Here is a 16522-nt window from a genome sequence, read left to right as displayed (position 1 = left end):
ATGCTGGATCCTTAAATCAGGCGGGTTTTACGCAGCGCCAGATAGTCAAGCAGGCCGCCGAACAAAATCCCGCCGACGGCGGTGAGCGCGGCAACCTCCAGCAGGCCGGACAGGAAGGAGAACGACGTATAATCCAGCGCGTTGAGGATCAGCAGCGCCAGCCACACCGCGAGCAGCAGGCAGCCCAGAGTCAGGATCCCCAGCGCCAGCGCATAGGCCTGCGGGAACTCACTACGCGGCATAAAGCTTGCGGTGCGTTGGGTATGCTCAAGCGTTTGCCGGCACAGCAGCAATAGGGCAATCCCCGGCACCGCCGCAACGACAGAGAAGAGATAGAAGGTCGACCAGCCGTGAGCCTCGACAAACCAGCCGGCAATCGGCCCAACGTATACGCGACCGACCGCAGAGAGCGCCGAGAGCAGCGCGAACTGGGTGGCGGAGAACGACTTATTGCATAGCGTCATCAGCAGCGCGACAAATGCCGCCGTCCCCATTCCCCCGCACAGGTTTTCAAAGAATACCGCGGTCGCCATGGAATAGAGGTGCTTATCGGTAATCGACAGCAGCCAGTAGCCGGCGTTAGAGACCCCCTGCAGCAAACCGAAAATGAGCAGTGCCCGAAACAGCGTCAGCCGCTGCATCAGGACGCCTCCGTACAGGGCGCCGAGAATGGTGGCGAACAGGCCTAAGGTTTTGTTCACCATTCCCACTTCGCCAGCGTCAAATCCCACGCCGCGGATCAGGAAGGTGGTGGTCAGGCTCATGGCAAACGCATCGCCAAGCTTATAAAGGACGATGAGCAGCAGAATCAGCCAGGCGTTGTTGCGGCCGAAAAAATCGCGCAGCGGTTCGGCTACCGCCTGCTCGAGCGATCTGGGAACCGGGATAACGTCGCTCGGTTCGGGCGCCAGCAGCGTGGCGATAATGCAGGGCACCAGCAGCGCCGCCATCAGCCAGTACATCCCCTGCCAGCCGAGATAGCGGTCGGCAAGCCACAGGGCCAGTCCACCGGAGACCAGCATCCCCAGGCGATAGCCCAGCACGCTGATCGCGGCGCCGGCGCCACGCTCTTCTGCTGGCAACACGTCGGTTTTCCAGGCGTCGAATACAATATCCTGCGACGCCGAGCAGAAGGCGATCACCACCGCCAGCGCCGCCATCCAGCGTAATTGGGTGACCGGCTCAAGAAAGCCCATCGCCGCGATCGCCAGCAGGAGTAATACCTGGGTGGTCAACAGCCAGCCGCGACGACGCCCAAGAAACGGCGGCGTGTAGCGGTCCATCAGCGGGGACCAGAGGAATTTAAAGACATAGGCCTGGCCGACGAGCGAGAAAAAACCGATCGTTTTCAGATCGATATTTTCCACCGTCATCCAGGCCTGCAGGGTACCGGAGGTGAGAGCCAGCGGCAGACCGGAGGCGAAGCCAAGGATCAGCAAAATGGCTGATTTCGGCTGCTGAAAAATGCGTAAGTAATGACTGGACATAGCATAAAGCACGAACCCGGCGGAGGCCGGGTTCGCGATAGCATTAACGCGCGTTTTGCTTGATGAAATCGTGGATGCTGGTGTCCTGCGCCATATCGGCGATGGTATCGGTCAGGACGCTGTTGACGGCATCAGCGATGTTTTTGTTCGAGGCCTGGAAGGCGCCTTCAACGGAGTAGCTGGCGCGGTAGTTTTTGGTCATTTTCGTGCCGTTTGCCGCGGTGGCGATGATGGCGATATCGGCTTTGGTGGCGATGTTATAGCGCACGTTACCCTGAGAGACGTCAGCATAGAGTTTGTTGACGATGATCTGCAGATCGACCGCGCCGTTTGGGCCAATCATGTAGCCGCGAGACGTCATCTGTTTCTCCAGCACTTCCTGCAGCAGGAAGCGCAGATCGCGGGAGGCGGTGAGAGTGACCAGCTGATTGTCACGCGTCACTTTCGCCAGCGCCTGGTCCGGACGCTGATCGGCGCCGTTGATGCTGACGGTCACGCCCATCAGGCTTGGATCCTGCTGCGGCAGCGTGATTTTCGGCGATACTTCAATGGTGGTCGGCGGCGTGGCGCATCCTGCCAGCATAAACATGGCGACCAACGGGAAAAGAATCTTCTTAAGCATGTTCAGGTCTCAACGCATGGTGTTGTTATAAGGAAAATTACCGCCATCATAGCATTGCCAACGGCAAGGGGAAGTGGCAACGCGTGTAAATCCATCGTGCTGGCGGTTTTCTGAGCGTCCCGCCACGGTTAATGGCTCGTTCCCCGACGGATCTGGCGACCAGAGCCAGTAAACGTGATACTTTTGAATGAAAATATCAGAACAATGCTAATTTTTTGTTGTTTTCTCCTAATGGAAGCGGTAAAAGCGGCTAACATTTAAATGGAGTGGCGGCATCTCAGCGTTGTCGGAGGAGAAAATTCATGATGATACGTGAACAGATCGAAGCAAAACTTAGAGCAGCGTTCGACCCGATGTATCTCGAAGTCGTGGATGAAAGTTATCGTCACAACGTCCCTGCGGGCTCTGAAAGTCATTTTAAAGTGGTGTTAGTGAGCGATCGCTTCACTGGCGAGCGTTTCCTCAATCGCCACCGTATGATCTACGGCACGCTAACCGAGGAGCTGTCGAATACGGTGCATGCCCTGGCGCTGCACACCTACACGATTAAAGAATGGGAAGCATTACAGGATACGGTATTTGCTTCGCCGCCGTGCCGCGGCGCAGGGAGTATCGCTTAGAAATCCCATTTGCAACCGCTGGCGCTTTTCCAGTATGTTGCTTGCAGATTTAGCAAAAACGGCCTACGGGCCGTTTTGTTTTGCCTGGAAAATGCGCAAAGTCAGCGCTTTTGCGGGCAAATTTGAGCGGGAAATGTGAAAAATGCCGCAGCACCAGGCGACAACCGTTCTCGACTCACAAAAGTGATGCCGCTATAATGCCGCGTCTTATATATGAATGTCTTCGGGATGATTCTGACGACAGGGAATGTGTTTCTGATTTGAAGAGGGCATCCCGGTTCTGCGAAGCCACCTACACGCGCTTCCAGAGTTGACCGAGCACTGTGATTTTTTTGAGGTAACAAGATGCAAGTTTCAGTTGAAACCACTCAGGGCCTTGGGCGCCGTGTAACGATTACTATCGCCGCTGACAGCATCGAGAATGCTGTCAAAAGCGAGCTGGTCAACGTAGCGAAAAAAGTTCGCATTGACGGCTTCCGTAAAGGCAAAGTGCCGATGAATATTGTTGCTCAGCGCTATGGCGCCTCCGTTCGCCAGGACGTGCTGGGCGACCTGATGAGCCGTCATTTCGTTGACGCGATCATCAAAGAAAAAATCAATCCGGCCGGCGCGCCGAACTACGTTCCGGGCGAATACAAACTGGGCGAAGACTTCACCTACGCGGTAGAGTTCGAAGTGTATCCGGAAGTTGAACTGCAGGGTCTGGACGCGATCGAAGTTGAAAAACCGGTTGTTGAAGTCACCGACGCTGACGTTGATACCATGCTGGAAACTCTGCGCAAGCAGCAGGCGACCTGGAAAGAAAAAGAAGGCGCGGTTGACGCTGAAGATCGCGTAACCATCGACTTCACCGGTTCTGTTGACGGCGAAGAGTTCGAAGGCGGCAAAGCCTCTGACTTCGTACTGGCGATGGGCCAGGGTCGCATGATCCCGGGCTTCGAAGACGGTATCAAAGGCCACAAAGCGGGTGAAGAGTTCACCATCGACGTGACCTTCCCGGAAGAGTACCACGCAGAAAACCTGAAAGGTAAAGCGGCTAAGTTCGTTATCAACCTGAAGAAAGTCGAAGAGCGTGAACTGCCTGAGCTGACCGAAGAGTTCATCAAACGTTTCGGCGTGGAAGATGGTTCCGTCGCTGGCCTGCGCGCTGAAGTGCGTAAAAATATGGAACGCGAGCTGAAAGGCGCTGTGCGTAACCGCGTGAAGTCTCAGGCTATCGAAGGTCTGGTTAAAGCCAACGAGATCGACGTTCCGGCTGCCCTGATCGACAGCGAAATCGACGTGCTGCGTCGTCAGGCTGCTCAGCGTTTCGGCGGCAACGAGAAACAGGCTCTGGAACTGCCGCGCGAGCTGTTCGAAGAGCAGGCTAAACGTCGCGTCGTTGTTGGTCTGCTGCTGGGCGAAGTGATCCGCACCAACGAGCTGAAAGCTGACGAAGAGCGCGTAAAAGCCCTGATCGAAGAGATGGCTTCTGCGTACGAAGATCCGTCTGAAGTCGTTGAGTTCTACAGCAAGAACAAAGAGCTGATGGACAACATGCGCAACGTGGCGCTGGAAGAGCAGGCTGTTGAAGCCGTGCTGGCGAAAGCCAAAGTGTCTGAAAAAGCCACTTCCTTCAACGAACTGATGAACCAGCAGGCGTAATTTCGCCGCTATCGTTTAAGGTTCGAGCAAAAACCCGTTGCCGAAAGGCGGCGGGTTTTTTTTTAAGATAATGATAGCCACAGGCACGGTGCGAAAACGCATTAACCATGATAGCGTTACAGCAAAAGCTTGTTATGCTTGAAATATGGCAACACCATCCCCATTACCGGGGGAGGCAACTGCATCCGCAATCGCACGCGTATTGAAGAGGCGGTGACGCATTCAGCGGATAGAAACTGTGGCTGATAATCCGTCCGTAAGGTTACAATCAGTGCAGCAGGTATTTTAAAATTACTCCAGGAGACGGAAATGTCATACAGTGGCGAACGAGACAACTTTGCACCCCATATGGCCCTGGTGCCGATGGTCATTGAACAGACCTCACGCGGTGAACGTTCTTTTGATATCTACTCCCGTCTGCTTAAGGAACGCGTCATTTTTCTGACCGGCCAGGTCGAAGACCACATGGCAAACCTGATCGTGGCGCAGATGCTGTTTCTGGAAGCGGAAAACCCGGAAAAAGACATTTACCTGTACATTAACTCTCCGGGCGGGGTAATCACCGCCGGGATGTCGATTTATGACACCATGCAGTTCATCAAGCCGGATGTCAGCACCATCTGTATGGGGCAGGCCGCTTCTATGGGCGCGTTCCTGCTGACCGCCGGGGCGAAAGGCAAGCGCTTCTGCCTGCCGAACTCCCGCGTGATGATCCACCAGCCGCTGGGCGGCTATCAGGGACAGGCGACGGATATTGAGATCCACGCCCGTGAAATCCTGAAGGTGAAAGGACGCATGAATGAGCTGATGGCGCATCATACCGGCCAGTCTCTTGAGCAGATTGAGCGTGACACCGAGCGTGACCGCTTCCTGTCTGCTGCGGAAGCCGTGGAGTACGGGCTGGTCGACTCTATTTTGACCCATCGTAATTGATGCCCAAGGCGCAAGGGTGCCGCTTTACGCTTCATCCTTCTCGCCACGTCTGTGCGAGCGGTTGGCTTTTATTCGGCCGCTTGTCTGGCAGGCTTGCGGCCGGTGGCTTCGCTACCGGCTCGATGTAGCGCGAAGGATTTTGTGTATATACTAATGAAGGGCGGCACAACGCTATATGGCGGCTTGCGCCTGAGAATGGCATTTGCGTCGTCGTGTGCGGCACAAAGAACTTAAAAAGAGGTTTGGACTCATGACAGATAAACGCAAAGATGGATCGGGCAAATTGTTGTATTGCTCTTTTTGCGGCAAAAGCCAGCATGAAGTGCGTAAGCTGATCGCCGGGCCATCCGTGTATATCTGCGACGAATGCGTTGATTTATGTAACGACATCATTCGCGAAGAGATTAAAGAAGTGGCGCCGCACCGCGAGCGCAGCGCGCTGCCGACGCCGCACGAGATTCGCCACCACCTTGATGACTACGTCATCGGTCAGGAACAGGCGAAGAAGGTGTTGGCGGTCGCGGTATACAACCACTACAAGCGTCTGCGCAATGGCGATACCAGCAATGGCGTAGAGCTGGGTAAAAGCAACATCCTGCTGATCGGGCCGACCGGTTCCGGTAAAACGCTGCTGGCGGAAACGCTGGCGCGCCTGCTGGATGTGCCGTTTACCATGGCGGACGCCACCACCCTGACCGAAGCCGGTTATGTGGGTGAGGACGTCGAAAATATCATTCAGAAACTGCTGCAGAAGTGCGATTACGACGTGCAGAAAGCGCAGCGCGGCATCGTTTATATCGACGAAATCGACAAAATTTCGCGTAAATCCGATAACCCGTCGATTACGCGCGACGTCTCAGGCGAAGGCGTGCAGCAGGCGCTGCTGAAGCTTATCGAAGGGACCGTCGCCGCCGTTCCGCCGCAGGGCGGGCGTAAACATCCGCAGCAGGAGTTCCTGCAGGTTGATACCTCCAAGATCCTGTTTATCTGCGGCGGCGCGTTCGCTGGCCTGGACAAAGTGATTTCCCACCGTGTGGAAACCGGCTCCGGCATTGGTTTTGGCGCGACGGTAAAAGCGAAGTCCGACAAAGCGAGCGAAGGGGAACTGCTGGCTCAGGTCGAGCCGGAAGATCTGATCAAGTTTGGTCTGATCCCGGAGTTCATCGGCCGTCTGCCGGTAGTGGCGACCCTGAACGAGCTGAGCGAAGAAGCCCTGATCCAGATCCTGAAAGAGCCGAAAAACGCCCTGACCAAGCAGTATCAGGCGCTGTTTAGCCTTGAAGGCGCAGAGCTCGAATTCCGCGACGAAGCGCTGGACGCTATCGCCAAGAAAGCGATGGCGCGTAAAACCGGCGCCCGTGGCCTGCGCTCAATTGTGGAAGCGGCGCTGCTGGATACCATGTATGACCTGCCTTCGATGGAAGATGTCGAAAAAGTGGTCATTGATGAGTCGGTTATCGCCGGTCAGAGCAAACCGCTGCTGATCTACGGCAAACCGGAAGCTCAGCAGGCATCTGGTGAATAATTAACCATTTCACTCAAGCAGTTAACAAAAAGGGGGGATTTTATCTCCCCTTTTATTTTTCCTGCATTCCCGCCGTTGAATGTGTGGAATACATCCCCATATACTGGATTACATATTAACGACGATGCAGTGGAGTGTGGCGTCGTCGGCTACCTGGCGGACTTTAAACTAAGAGAGAGCTCTATGAATCCTGAGCGTTCTGAACGCATTGAAATCCCCGTATTGCCATTGCGCGATGTGGTGGTTTATCCGCACATGGTCATACCCCTGTTCGTAGGGCGGGAAAAATCTATCCGTTGCCTCGAAGCGGCCATGGACCATGATAAAAAAATCATGCTGGTTGCGCAGAAAGAAGCGTCGACGGATGAGCCGGGTGTAAACGATCTTTTCACCGTTGGAACCGTGGCGTCTATTTTGCAGATGCTGAAGCTGCCGGACGGCACCGTGAAGGTGCTGGTCGAAGGGCTGCAGCGTGCTCGCATTTCTGCGCTGTCTGATAATGGCGAGCATTTCTCGGCGAAAGCGGAGTATCTCGACTCGCCGGCGATTGACGAACGCGAGCAGGAAGTGCTGGTTCGCACCGCTATCAGCCAGTTTGAAGGCTATATCAAGCTGAACAAGAAGATCCCACCGGAAGTGCTGACGTCGCTGAACAGCATCGACGATCCGGCGCGCCTGGCGGATACCATCGCGGCGCACATGCCGCTGAAGCTGGCTGACAAGCAGTCTGTGCTTGAGATGTCCGACGTTAACGAACGTCTGGAATATCTGATGGCGATGATGGAATCGGAAATCGATCTGCTGCAGGTTGAGAAGCGCATTCGCAACCGCGTCAAAAAGCAGATGGAGAAATCCCAGCGCGAGTACTATCTGAACGAGCAAATGAAAGCGATTCAGAAAGAACTCGGCGAGATGGACGACGCCCCGGACGAAAACGAAGCGCTGAAGCGTAAGATCGACGCGGCGAAAATGCCGAAAGAGGCGAAAGAAAAAACCGAAGCGGAACTGCAGAAGCTGAAGATGATGTCGCCGATGTCTGCGGAAGCGACCGTCGTGCGTGGCTACATCGACTGGATGGTGCAGGTGCCGTGGAATGCGCGCAGTAAGGTCAAAAAAGACCTGCGTCAGGCCCAGGAGATCCTCGATACCGATCACTATGGCCTGGAGCGCGTGAAGGATCGCATCCTTGAATATCTCGCGGTGCAGAGCCGGGTGAACAAAATCAAGGGGCCAATCCTTTGTCTGGTGGGACCGCCGGGGGTAGGTAAAACCTCGCTGGGTCAATCCATCGCCAAAGCGACCGGACGGAAATACGTTCGTATGGCGCTTGGCGGCGTGCGCGATGAAGCGGAAATCCGCGGTCATCGTCGGACCTACATTGGCTCGATGCCGGGCAAACTGATCCAGAAAATGGCGAAAGTGGGGGTCAAAAACCCGCTGTTCCTGTTGGACGAGATCGACAAAATGTCTTCCGACATGCGCGGCGACCCGGCTTCCGCGTTGCTTGAGGTGCTGGATCCGGAACAGAACGTGGCCTTTAACGACCACTATCTGGAAGTGGATTACGATCTCAGCGACGTGATGTTCGTGGCGACTTCCAACTCCATGAACATTCCGGCGCCGCTGCTGGACCGTATGGAAGTGATTCGTCTCTCCGGCTATACCGAAGATGAAAAACTGAACATCGCCAAACGTCATCTGCTGCCGAAGCAGATCGAACGTAACGCGCTGAAGAAAGGCGAGTTGACCGTCGACGATAGCGCCATTATCGGCATTATTCGTTACTACACGCGGGAAGCGGGGGTACGTAGCCTGGAGCGTGAAATCTCCAAGCTGTGCCGCAAGGCCGTTAAGCAACTGCTGCTGGATAAATCGCTGAAACACATCGAAATTAACGGTGAGAATCTGCATGATTATCTCGGCGTACAGCGCTTCGACTATGGCCGCGCCGATAGTGAGAACCGCGTCGGTCAGGTGACCGGTCTGGCGTGGACGGAAGTGGGCGGCGATCTGCTGACCATCGAAACCGCCTGCGTGCCGGGCAAAGGCAAACTGACCTACACCGGCTCGCTGGGCGAGGTGATGCAGGAGTCGATTCAGGCTGCGCTGACGGTGGTACGTTCGCGGGCTGACAAGCTGGGCATTAACGCCGACTTCTACGAGAAGCGTGACATTCACGTGCACGTGCCGGAAGGGGCGACGCCTAAGGATGGTCCGAGCGCGGGTATTGCCATGTGCACGGCGCTGGTCTCCTGCCTGACCGGCAACCCGGTACGCGCTGATGTGGCGATGACCGGTGAAATCACTCTGCGTGGTCAGGTGCTGCCGATCGGCGGTCTGAAGGAAAAACTGCTGGCGGCGCATCGCGGCGGCATTAAGACTGTTCTGATTCCTGATGAGAACAAACGCGACCTTGAAGAAATTCCGGATAACGTTATCGCCGATTTGGATATCCATCCGGTGAAACGAATCGAGGAAGTTCTGACACTTGCGCTGCAGAACGAACCGTTCGGCATGCAGGTTGTGACCGCGAAATAGTGATTCTGCGCAAATTGCGCTAATAAAAATAGGGCTGGTAAGTCATTTCGGACTTGCCAGCCTTTTTTTGTGTAGCTAACTTAGATCGCTGGCAGGGGGGTCATCGATAACTGCTGTTGTAAGGGCATGACAGTCCTGATATAACTGCTGCGCGGTCGCACTATGAAGGACTCAGGTGCGATATAAATTATAAAGAGAGGAAGAGAACAGTGAATAAATCTCAACTGATTGACAAAATTGCTGCGGGTGCGGACATTTCTAAAGCTGCAGCTGGACGTGCATTAGATGCTTTAATCGCTTCTGTTACTGAATCTCTGCAGGCTGGGGATGACGTTGCGCTGGTAGGTTTTGGTACCTTTGCTGTTAAAGAACGTGCCGCCCGTACTGGTCGCAACCCGCAAACAGGTAAAGAAATTACTATCGCTGCCGCAAAAGTGCCGGGCTTCCGTGCTGGTAAAGCGCTGAAAGACGCGGTGAACTGATCGGCTTTCCCGTCAGGGAATGTGACGAAGTACAAGGGCGCATCGTGAGATGTGCCTTTTTTATTGCCTTTTCAGACCACTTTATGTGTGTTTATCGCCACTTGTGGGCTGACAATCACCCTGTTTTCTTGTCAAAATACGTCCTCACGCGCGGCGGCCATCACGTGCTATGCTGCGCGAGCTAAAGTCATCTACAGCGGAGCGTTGTTACACCATGATGGACAACCTACGCACGGCCGCCAACAGCGTCGTGCTCAAGATTATTTTCGGTATCATTATCGTCTCGTTCATTTTGACCGGGGTGAGTGGTTACCTGATTGGCGGTGGCAAAAACTATGCCGCAAAAGTGAATGGCCAGGAGATTGGCCGTGGGCAGTTTGAAAACGCCGTCGCCAGCGAACGTAACCGTATGCAGCAGCAGCTTGGCGATCAATTCTCCGAGCTGGCGGCGAACGAAAACTACATGAAAACCATGCGCCAGCAGGTGCTGAACCGCCTGATCGATGAGTCGCTTCTGGATCAGTATGCCCGCGAGCTGGGCCTCAGCATCAGCGATGAGCAGGTGAAGCAGGCGATCTTCCAGACCCAGGCGTTCCAGACGAACGGTAAGTTCGACAACCAGCGTTTCAGCGGTATTGTCGCCCAGATGGGGATGACCACCGATCAGTACGCCCAGGCGCTGCGTAACCAGCTGACCACGCAGCAGCTGATTAACGCCATTGCGGGTACCGACTTCATGCTGCCGGGCGAGTCCGATCAGCTGGCGGCGCTGGTATCTCAACAGCGGGTGGTCCGCGAAGCGACCATCAACGTAAATGCCCTGGCGGCAAAACAGACCGCCAGCGATGAGGAAATCAACGCCTTCTGGCAGCAGAATCAGGCCCGTTTTATGGCGCCGGAGCAGTTCCGCGTCAGCTACATCAAAATGGATGCCGCCAGCATGCAGGAGAGCGCCTCTGACGACGAGATTCAGTCATGGTACGACCAGCACAAGGATCAGTTCACTCAGCCGCAGCGCAACCGCTACAGCGTGATTCAGACCAAAACTGAAGCCGATGCGAAAGCGGTACTGGCCGAGCTGCAAAAAGGAGCGGACTTCGCCACGCTGGCGAAAGAAAAATCGACCGATATTATCTCTGCCCGCAACGGTGGCGATATGGGGTGGATGGAAGATGCCTCTACCGTGCCTGAGTTGAAAGATGCCGGGCTGAAAGAGAAAGGCCAGCTGTCTGGCGTGATCAAATCCTCGGTTGGCTTCCTGGTAGCTCGTCTGGACGACGTCCAGCCGGCGCAGGTGAAGCCGCTGGCTGACGTGCGTAATGACATTGCGGCGAAAGTGAAGCAGGAAAAAGCGTTGGATGCTTACTACGCGCTGCAGCAGAAGGTGAGCGATGCGGCCAGCAACGATAATGAATCGCTGGCGAGCGCAGCGCAGGTCGCCGGGCTGAAGGTCGTAGAAACCGGCTGGTTTGGCCGCGATAACCTGCCGGAGGAGCTGAACTTTAAACCGGTCGCTGACGCTATTTTTAACGGCGGTCTGGTGGGTGAGAACGGCGCGCCGGGCAGCAACTCCGATATCATTACCGTTGACGGCGATCGCGCTTTTGTTCTGCGCATTAGCGAACACAAAGCCGAGGCGGTGAAGCCGCTTGCCGAAGTGAAGGCACAGGTTAGCGATATCGTTAAGCACAATAAAGCGGAACAGCAGGCGAAACTGGAGGCCGACAAGCTGCTGGCGGCGCTGAAAGACGGCAAAGGCGATGAAGCGATGAAGGCGGCTGGCCTGAGCTTTGGCGCGCCGCAGACGCTTTCTCGTACCGGCCAGGATCCGCTGAGCCAGCTGGCATTTACCCTGCCGCTGCCGCAGCAGGGTAAACCGGTCTACGGCGTGGGCAGCAATATGCAAGGCGATGTGGTGCTGGTAGCGCTGGATGAGGTGAAAGCCGGCAGCATGCCGGAAGAGCAGAAGAAGGCCATGGTTCAGGGGATCACCCAGAACAATGCCCAAATCGCTTTCGAAGCGCTGATGAGCAACCTGCGCAAGGCGGCGAAAATTAAGCTCGGCGACAGCATCGACCAGCAGCAGTAATTTCGCGTCGTCTCGCAAAAATGAGCAACACGATGTAATCCTCAAGGGCCGCTTTCGCGGCCCTTTCCATTTCTGTGATTTGCCTTTTGTCGACTATCCGCACTGACGCTATCGTGACCTTGCTGTCTACACACAAGGAGATATCAGCATGAAATATGGAATAAAAGCACTGATGGCCGCGGGCGTTCTGGTTTTTGCGGTAGGGGTACAGGGGGCGCTGGCGGCACCCGCCAGCGGCAAAGCGGCGGTGAATAAAGAAAATGTGCAGGCGTCCTCTTCGGCGAAGGCGGAAGCGGTGCCCGGCGAGTCTGACAACGGGGCGACAAAGGTCAGCATTAACCGCGCCAGCGCCGAACAGCTGGCGCAGGCGTTAAATGGCGTAGGATTGAAAAAAGCCCAGGCTATTGTCAGCTACCGCGAAGAGTACGGGCCGTTCAAAACCCTCGATGATCTGAAGCAGGTCCCGGGAATGGGGAGCGCGTTGGTGGAGCGCAATTTAGCCCATCTGACGCTGTAAATTTTATGCCAGACCTTGCACAGCGGTGATTTTTTGCCAGGATAAAGAGGTTGCATCAAGTGGTGTGACCTCTTACCTCATAAACAACAATAACAGAAAGGCATTAGTGCTATGCAGACACAAATTAAAGTTCGCGGCTATCATCTGGACGTCTACCAGCATGTGAACAACGCTCGCTACCTGGAGTTCCTTGAGGAAGCCCGCTGGGACGGCCTGGAAAATAGCCCCGCGTTTCAGTGGATGATGGAGAAAAACATCGCCTTCGTGGTGGTGAATATCAATATTAACTATCGTCGTCCGGCGGTACTGGGCGATGTGCTGACGGTGAGCAGCAAACTGGAGCAACTCAACGGCAAAAGCGGCATCCTAAGCCAGGTGGTCACCCTCAACCCCAATGGCGAAGTAGTGGCCGATGCGCTGATTACCTTCGTTTGTATCGATTTGAAAACCCAGAAGGCGCTGCCGCTGGAAGGGGAATTGCGTGCGAAACTTGACCAGATGAACCTGCGCTGACAACCGTCGTGCGAGTGGCGGGCCCACGGCAGGTGATGAACCCGTAGCCCCGGTAAGCATCGCGCCACCGGGGAATTTGAGCCAAAGTTCCGGTAAATCGATCCCCGGAGATTATGCCTGCGTCAGTCCGGTTTTTTGCTGCATCACCGCCATTACCCCGACCTTGTCCGCCAGATACTGGTTGAGTCCGTTTGCGCGCAGGTTACAGGCGGCGCACTGGCCGCAGCCATCGCCCTTAATGCCGTTGTAGCAGGTGAGGGTTTCTCGGCGCACCAGATCCAGCTGACCCCAGTAGTCGGCGAGCGCCCAGGTCTCGGCTTTATTCAGCCACATCAGCGGCGTCTCAAAGCGAATGTCTTTCGCCATCCCCAGGCTGACGGCGTGGTGCAGCGCTTTGACAAACTCATCGCGGCAGTCCGGGTAGCCGGAGAAGTCGGTCTCGCACACGCCGGTGATGATGGCTTCGGCTTTTACCTGATAGGCGTAGATTGCCGTCAGGGTTAAAAACAGAATATTACGCCCGGGGACAAAGGTGTTGGGAATGCCCTCGGCATCAGGCTGATAGTCCGGTACCGGAATGTTATCGCGGGTCAGGCTGCTGACTGCCAGTTCGTTGAGCAGAGTGACGTCCAGCACTTTATGCGCGACGGCGCCCAGTTTCAGGGCGAGTTCGCGCGCAACGTCGATTTCCGCGCGGTGGCGTTGGCCATAATCAAAAGTGACGCAATGCACTTCATCATACTGTTGCAGAGCCTGCACCAGACAGGTGGTTGAATCTTGTCCTCCGCTGAAGACAACTACGGCGCGTTTCATGGCAATTCCTGACTAAATGAATAAAGGCGATATGGTAGCGCCAGACGCCCTCCATCACCAGCTCTCTCACGTCGACGAGGCTGGCAGCCAGGCGCTGGCGAAGTCGAACCAGCCCCGGGCGTTGAGGCGCAGACCATTGACCCCCGGTGGCGCGCTGATCCGATAGTTATACTTGAACAGCGGCGTCATGATGGCGTCTTCCATCAGGCTGTTAAATACGTTGCGCAGCGCATCGTTGCGGCTGCGAGCGTCGGGCTGAGACTGCACCGCGTCTAATGTCGCCTGCAGATGAGCATATTGCGCCCCGGTCAGCAAATTAGGCCACAGCATATCGCAGCGCAGCCACTGTTCCAGGGCGTACTCCGGCGCTTCGCCGATCAGACGGTCGCCCATCATCAGGTCGGCCTGACCCAGATGCTGGCAGCCTTCCCAGTTTTTAGCGTCGTGAAACAGGAGCGTCAGCTCGCAGCCCAGCAGAGCCAGACGTTGCCTCAGCTGTTCGGCCATCGCATGTAGCTCGACCGGCAGATGATAGAGCAGGGTGAGCCTGGCCGGCAGCGGTACCGCGCTGTTTGCCGGTCCCTGCGGGATGGACCATCCCGGCAGCACCTCATGGCTTGGCGTAATCAAATCCTCCTCCAGCGGCAGCGTATCCAGTAGCGACGAGTGATGGATTATCGACACCAGCCGCTGGGCCTGCGCTTTGCTAAGCCGAGGGCTGTGGCGCAGGGTCAAATAGCAGAAGCCAAGGCTGATACGGTTGCTGACCTGACGCAGATTATGCAGCTCTTCGCGATCGCCGATGGTGATCTGCACCGGATGGCGGCAGCTGGTGCCGAGATCGCGGTCAAAGAGCTGAGGAGTGATCCAGTACTCCACCGCCTGGATCAGCGGATGCTGCAGGTGGTAGCGGGGATGGTTTTCCAGGCGGACGAGTTCCGGACTAAACCGCTTCAGGCGGAACGGTCCGCAGCCAATGGCCGGATCGTCGGGATGCGCCAGCACGCTGCAGTAGCTGGCGAGGCGGAACGGCAGCCAGTAGTCAGGGCGATGCAGGGTTATTGTTAAACACTGGGCATGGGTGACATCGATACGGCTGATGCTGGCGAAGAGGGTCCGCAAGGCGGGCAGCTCAAGCAGCAGCAGTAACCGCTGTCGCAACTGCGCGGTTTCCACCGTATCGCCATTGTGCCAGCACAGCGTGGAGCGGATATAAAAATGCCAGCGCAGGCCGTCCGGGGAGACCTGCCAGTGGTGCGCCAGATCGCCGATCGGCATATTGTCGCCTTCGTCGAAGCGCGTCAGCCCGGCATAGATTTGTCCGGCCAGATGCTGCTCGGCGCGGCCGGGGAGAAAGCCGGGACGCAGCGGCTCCAGCGGGCGATAGTAAGGAATACGCAGCGTGGGGGTATTGTTTTGCCACTGACCGCCGAGGAAGGGATGGAGCAGGGCTTTCAGCTCCACCGGGGCAAGCTGCGCCAGCTCCAGCGCGGTTTGTTGCTGACCGTTGTTCAGCGCCTGCTCCATCATCTCGTTGCGCAGACTTTCCGGGGTTTTGTGAAATAAGAGCTGTCCGCGTTTGCCGCGCCCGGAGCTGGCCTGCCAGCTTAGCCACCCGGCCTCCTGCGCCTGACGCAGCAGAGTACGGACGTGGCGCTCGCTGCAAAAACAGCGCTCCGCCAGTTCGCCGACGGTGACCTGCTGCGGCGCCCCGGCTGAGGGTTGCCATAGGCGCTGGTATTGATTTAAACGGTGTAAGAGTCGCATGGGGGCCGTCGTCCACCGGGCCGCTGTAAACCCGGAACAATTAATAATATCTATTCACTATTACTTCCGTATATCCCAGGTGATACTGCAACACAAGCGAAGCCCATCACACATCGGGGAATATACCATGGCAAAACTGGCGGCATTTGATATGGACGGCACCCTGCTGATGCCGGACCATCGTCTTGGAGAAAAGACGCTTTCCGCGCTGAAACGGCTGCGTGAGCGCGATATCACCTTGACCTTCGCCACCGGCCGCCATGTGCTGGAGATGCACCATGTGATTGGCGAATTTTCCCTTGATGCATTTCTGATCACCGGCAACGGGACGCGCATCCATTCGCTGGAAGGGGAGGAGCTTTATCGCCAGGATCTCGCTCCCGAGGCGGCGGAAGCGGTGCTGCACGGCAAATGGGATACCCAGGCCAGCATGCACGTCTTTAACGATGGCGGCTGGTTCACCGGCCAGGCAAGGCCTGAATTGTTGCAAGCGCATGTATTCAGCGGCTTTCACTATCAACTGTGCGATCTGAAGCGTATGTCGGCGCAGCATGTCACCAAGATATGTTTCTGCGGCGATCATGACGATTTGCGCCGTCTGCGGATCCAGCTGAATGAGACGCTGGGCGATCGCGCATTTCTCTGCTTCTCGGCAATGGACTGTCTGGAGGTGCTGCCGGTTGGCTGCAATAAAGGCGCGGCGCTGGCGGTGCTCAGCCAGCATTTAGGCTTCACCCTGCAGGAGTGCATGGCCTTCGGCGATGCGATGAACGACCGCGAGATGCTGGGCAGCGTTGGGCGGGGGTTCATCATGGGCAACGCGATGCCGCAGCTGAAAGCCGAGCTGCCGCATCTGCCGGTAATTGGCGACTGCCGGAATCAGGCAGTCTCCCATTTTTTAACTCATTGGCTGGATAATCCTGATCTTCCTTATTCCCCCGAATAGAGAGACCCTTCCAGCAAGCCAGATAG

The 16522-nt window shown here is 56.2% G+C and carries 14 protein-coding genes; 10 read left to right on the top strand and 4 right to left on the bottom strand.

Translation table 11 applies throughout. The features are described 5' to 3' along the window. Positions 1-11: 11 nt before the first annotated feature. Entirely contained in the window at positions 12-1487 is a 1476-nt protein-coding gene (gene ampG / locus AB1E37_RS19640) for a muropeptide MFS transporter AmpG (RefSeq protein WP_004178749.1), read from the bottom strand. Positions 1488-1530: 43 nt separating this feature from the next. Then, positions 1531-2109, bottom strand: coding sequence for a lipoprotein (locus AB1E37_RS19635; protein WP_002891647.1), 579 nt, complete (start codon positions 2107-2109; stop codon positions 1531-1533). A gap of 302 nt (positions 2110-2411) precedes the next feature. Here AB1E37_RS19635 and bolA point away from each other — a divergent pair, with 302 nt between their 5' ends. From bolA to AB1E37_RS19590, 9 genes are all read left to right on the top strand, one after another. Further along, positions 2412-2729 (top strand): transcriptional regulator BolA, encoded by a 318-nt coding sequence (gene bolA, locus AB1E37_RS19630; RefSeq protein ID WP_002891649.1) that lies wholly within the window; start codon positions 2412-2414, stop codon positions 2727-2729. Positions 2730-3074: 345 nt separating this feature from the next. Continuing rightward, entirely contained in the window at positions 3075-4373 is a 1299-nt protein-coding gene (gene tig / locus AB1E37_RS19625; RefSeq protein ID WP_004147333.1) for a trigger factor, read from the top strand. Positions 4374-4682: 309 nt separating this feature from the next. Next, on the top strand, positions 4683-5306 hold the full coding sequence (clpP, locus tag AB1E37_RS19620) for an ATP-dependent Clp endopeptidase proteolytic subunit ClpP (RefSeq protein WP_002891804.1): 624 nt from the start codon (positions 4683-4685) through the stop codon (positions 5304-5306). A gap of 250 nt (positions 5307-5556) precedes the next feature. Continuing rightward, positions 5557-6831, top strand: coding sequence for an ATP-dependent protease ATP-binding subunit ClpX (gene clpX, locus AB1E37_RS19615; RefSeq protein WP_002891807.1), 1275 nt, complete (start codon positions 5557-5559; stop codon positions 6829-6831). Positions 6832-7014: 183 nt separating this feature from the next. Next, entirely contained in the window at positions 7015-9369 is a 2355-nt protein-coding gene (lon, locus tag AB1E37_RS19610; protein WP_004151336.1) for an endopeptidase La, read from the top strand. 209 nt (positions 9370-9578) lie between these two features. After that, positions 9579-9851, top strand: coding sequence for a nucleoid-associated protein HU-beta (hupB, locus tag AB1E37_RS19605; RefSeq protein WP_002444653.1), 273 nt, complete (start codon positions 9579-9581; stop codon positions 9849-9851). A 214-nt stretch (positions 9852-10065) separates the two neighbouring features. Next, the gene (gene ppiD, locus AB1E37_RS19600) at positions 10066-11940 is read left to right on the top strand and encodes a peptidylprolyl isomerase (protein ID WP_023282235.1); all 1875 of its coding nucleotides are present in this window, start codon (positions 10066-10068) and stop codon (positions 11938-11940) included. Positions 11941-12088: 148 nt separating this feature from the next. Then, positions 12089-12457, top strand: a complete 369-nt coding sequence (locus AB1E37_RS19595) for a helix-hairpin-helix domain-containing protein (RefSeq protein WP_004144680.1) — start codon at positions 12089-12091, stop codon at positions 12455-12457. A 111-nt stretch (positions 12458-12568) separates the two neighbouring features. Then, on the top strand, positions 12569-12970 hold the full coding sequence (locus AB1E37_RS19590) for a YbgC/FadM family acyl-CoA thioesterase (protein WP_029883991.1): 402 nt from the start codon (positions 12569-12571) through the stop codon (positions 12968-12970). 111 nt (positions 12971-13081) lie between these two features. On the opposite strand, the gene queC is transcribed toward AB1E37_RS19590, so the two are convergent. Continuing rightward, positions 13082-13783 carry a 7-cyano-7-deazaguanine synthase QueC gene (gene queC, locus AB1E37_RS19585; RefSeq protein WP_023284737.1) on the bottom strand — a complete coding sequence of 234 codons (702 nt, stop codon included), beginning with the start codon at positions 13781-13783 and terminating at the stop codon, positions 13082-13084. 66 nt (positions 13784-13849) lie between these two features. Beyond that, positions 13850-15550 (bottom strand): SgrR family transcriptional regulator, encoded by a 1701-nt coding sequence (locus AB1E37_RS19580; protein WP_032447378.1) that lies wholly within the window; start codon positions 15548-15550, stop codon positions 13850-13852. A 127-nt stretch (positions 15551-15677) separates the two neighbouring features. Here AB1E37_RS19580 and cof point away from each other — a divergent pair, with 127 nt between their 5' ends. Continuing rightward, positions 15678-16496, top strand: coding sequence for an HMP-PP phosphatase (gene cof / locus AB1E37_RS19575; RefSeq protein WP_004151335.1), 819 nt, complete (start codon positions 15678-15680; stop codon positions 16494-16496). The last annotated feature ends 26 nt before the right edge of the window (positions 16497-16522 follow it).

The sequence above is a fragment of the Klebsiella sp. Shm-1 genome (assembly GCF_040804525.1).
Lineage (GTDB): Bacteria > Pseudomonadota > Gammaproteobacteria > Enterobacterales > Enterobacteriaceae > Klebsiella > Klebsiella pneumoniae.
The sequence above is the reverse complement of the archived record's forward strand: the minus strand, read 5'-3'. Positions and strand labels throughout refer to the sequence as shown.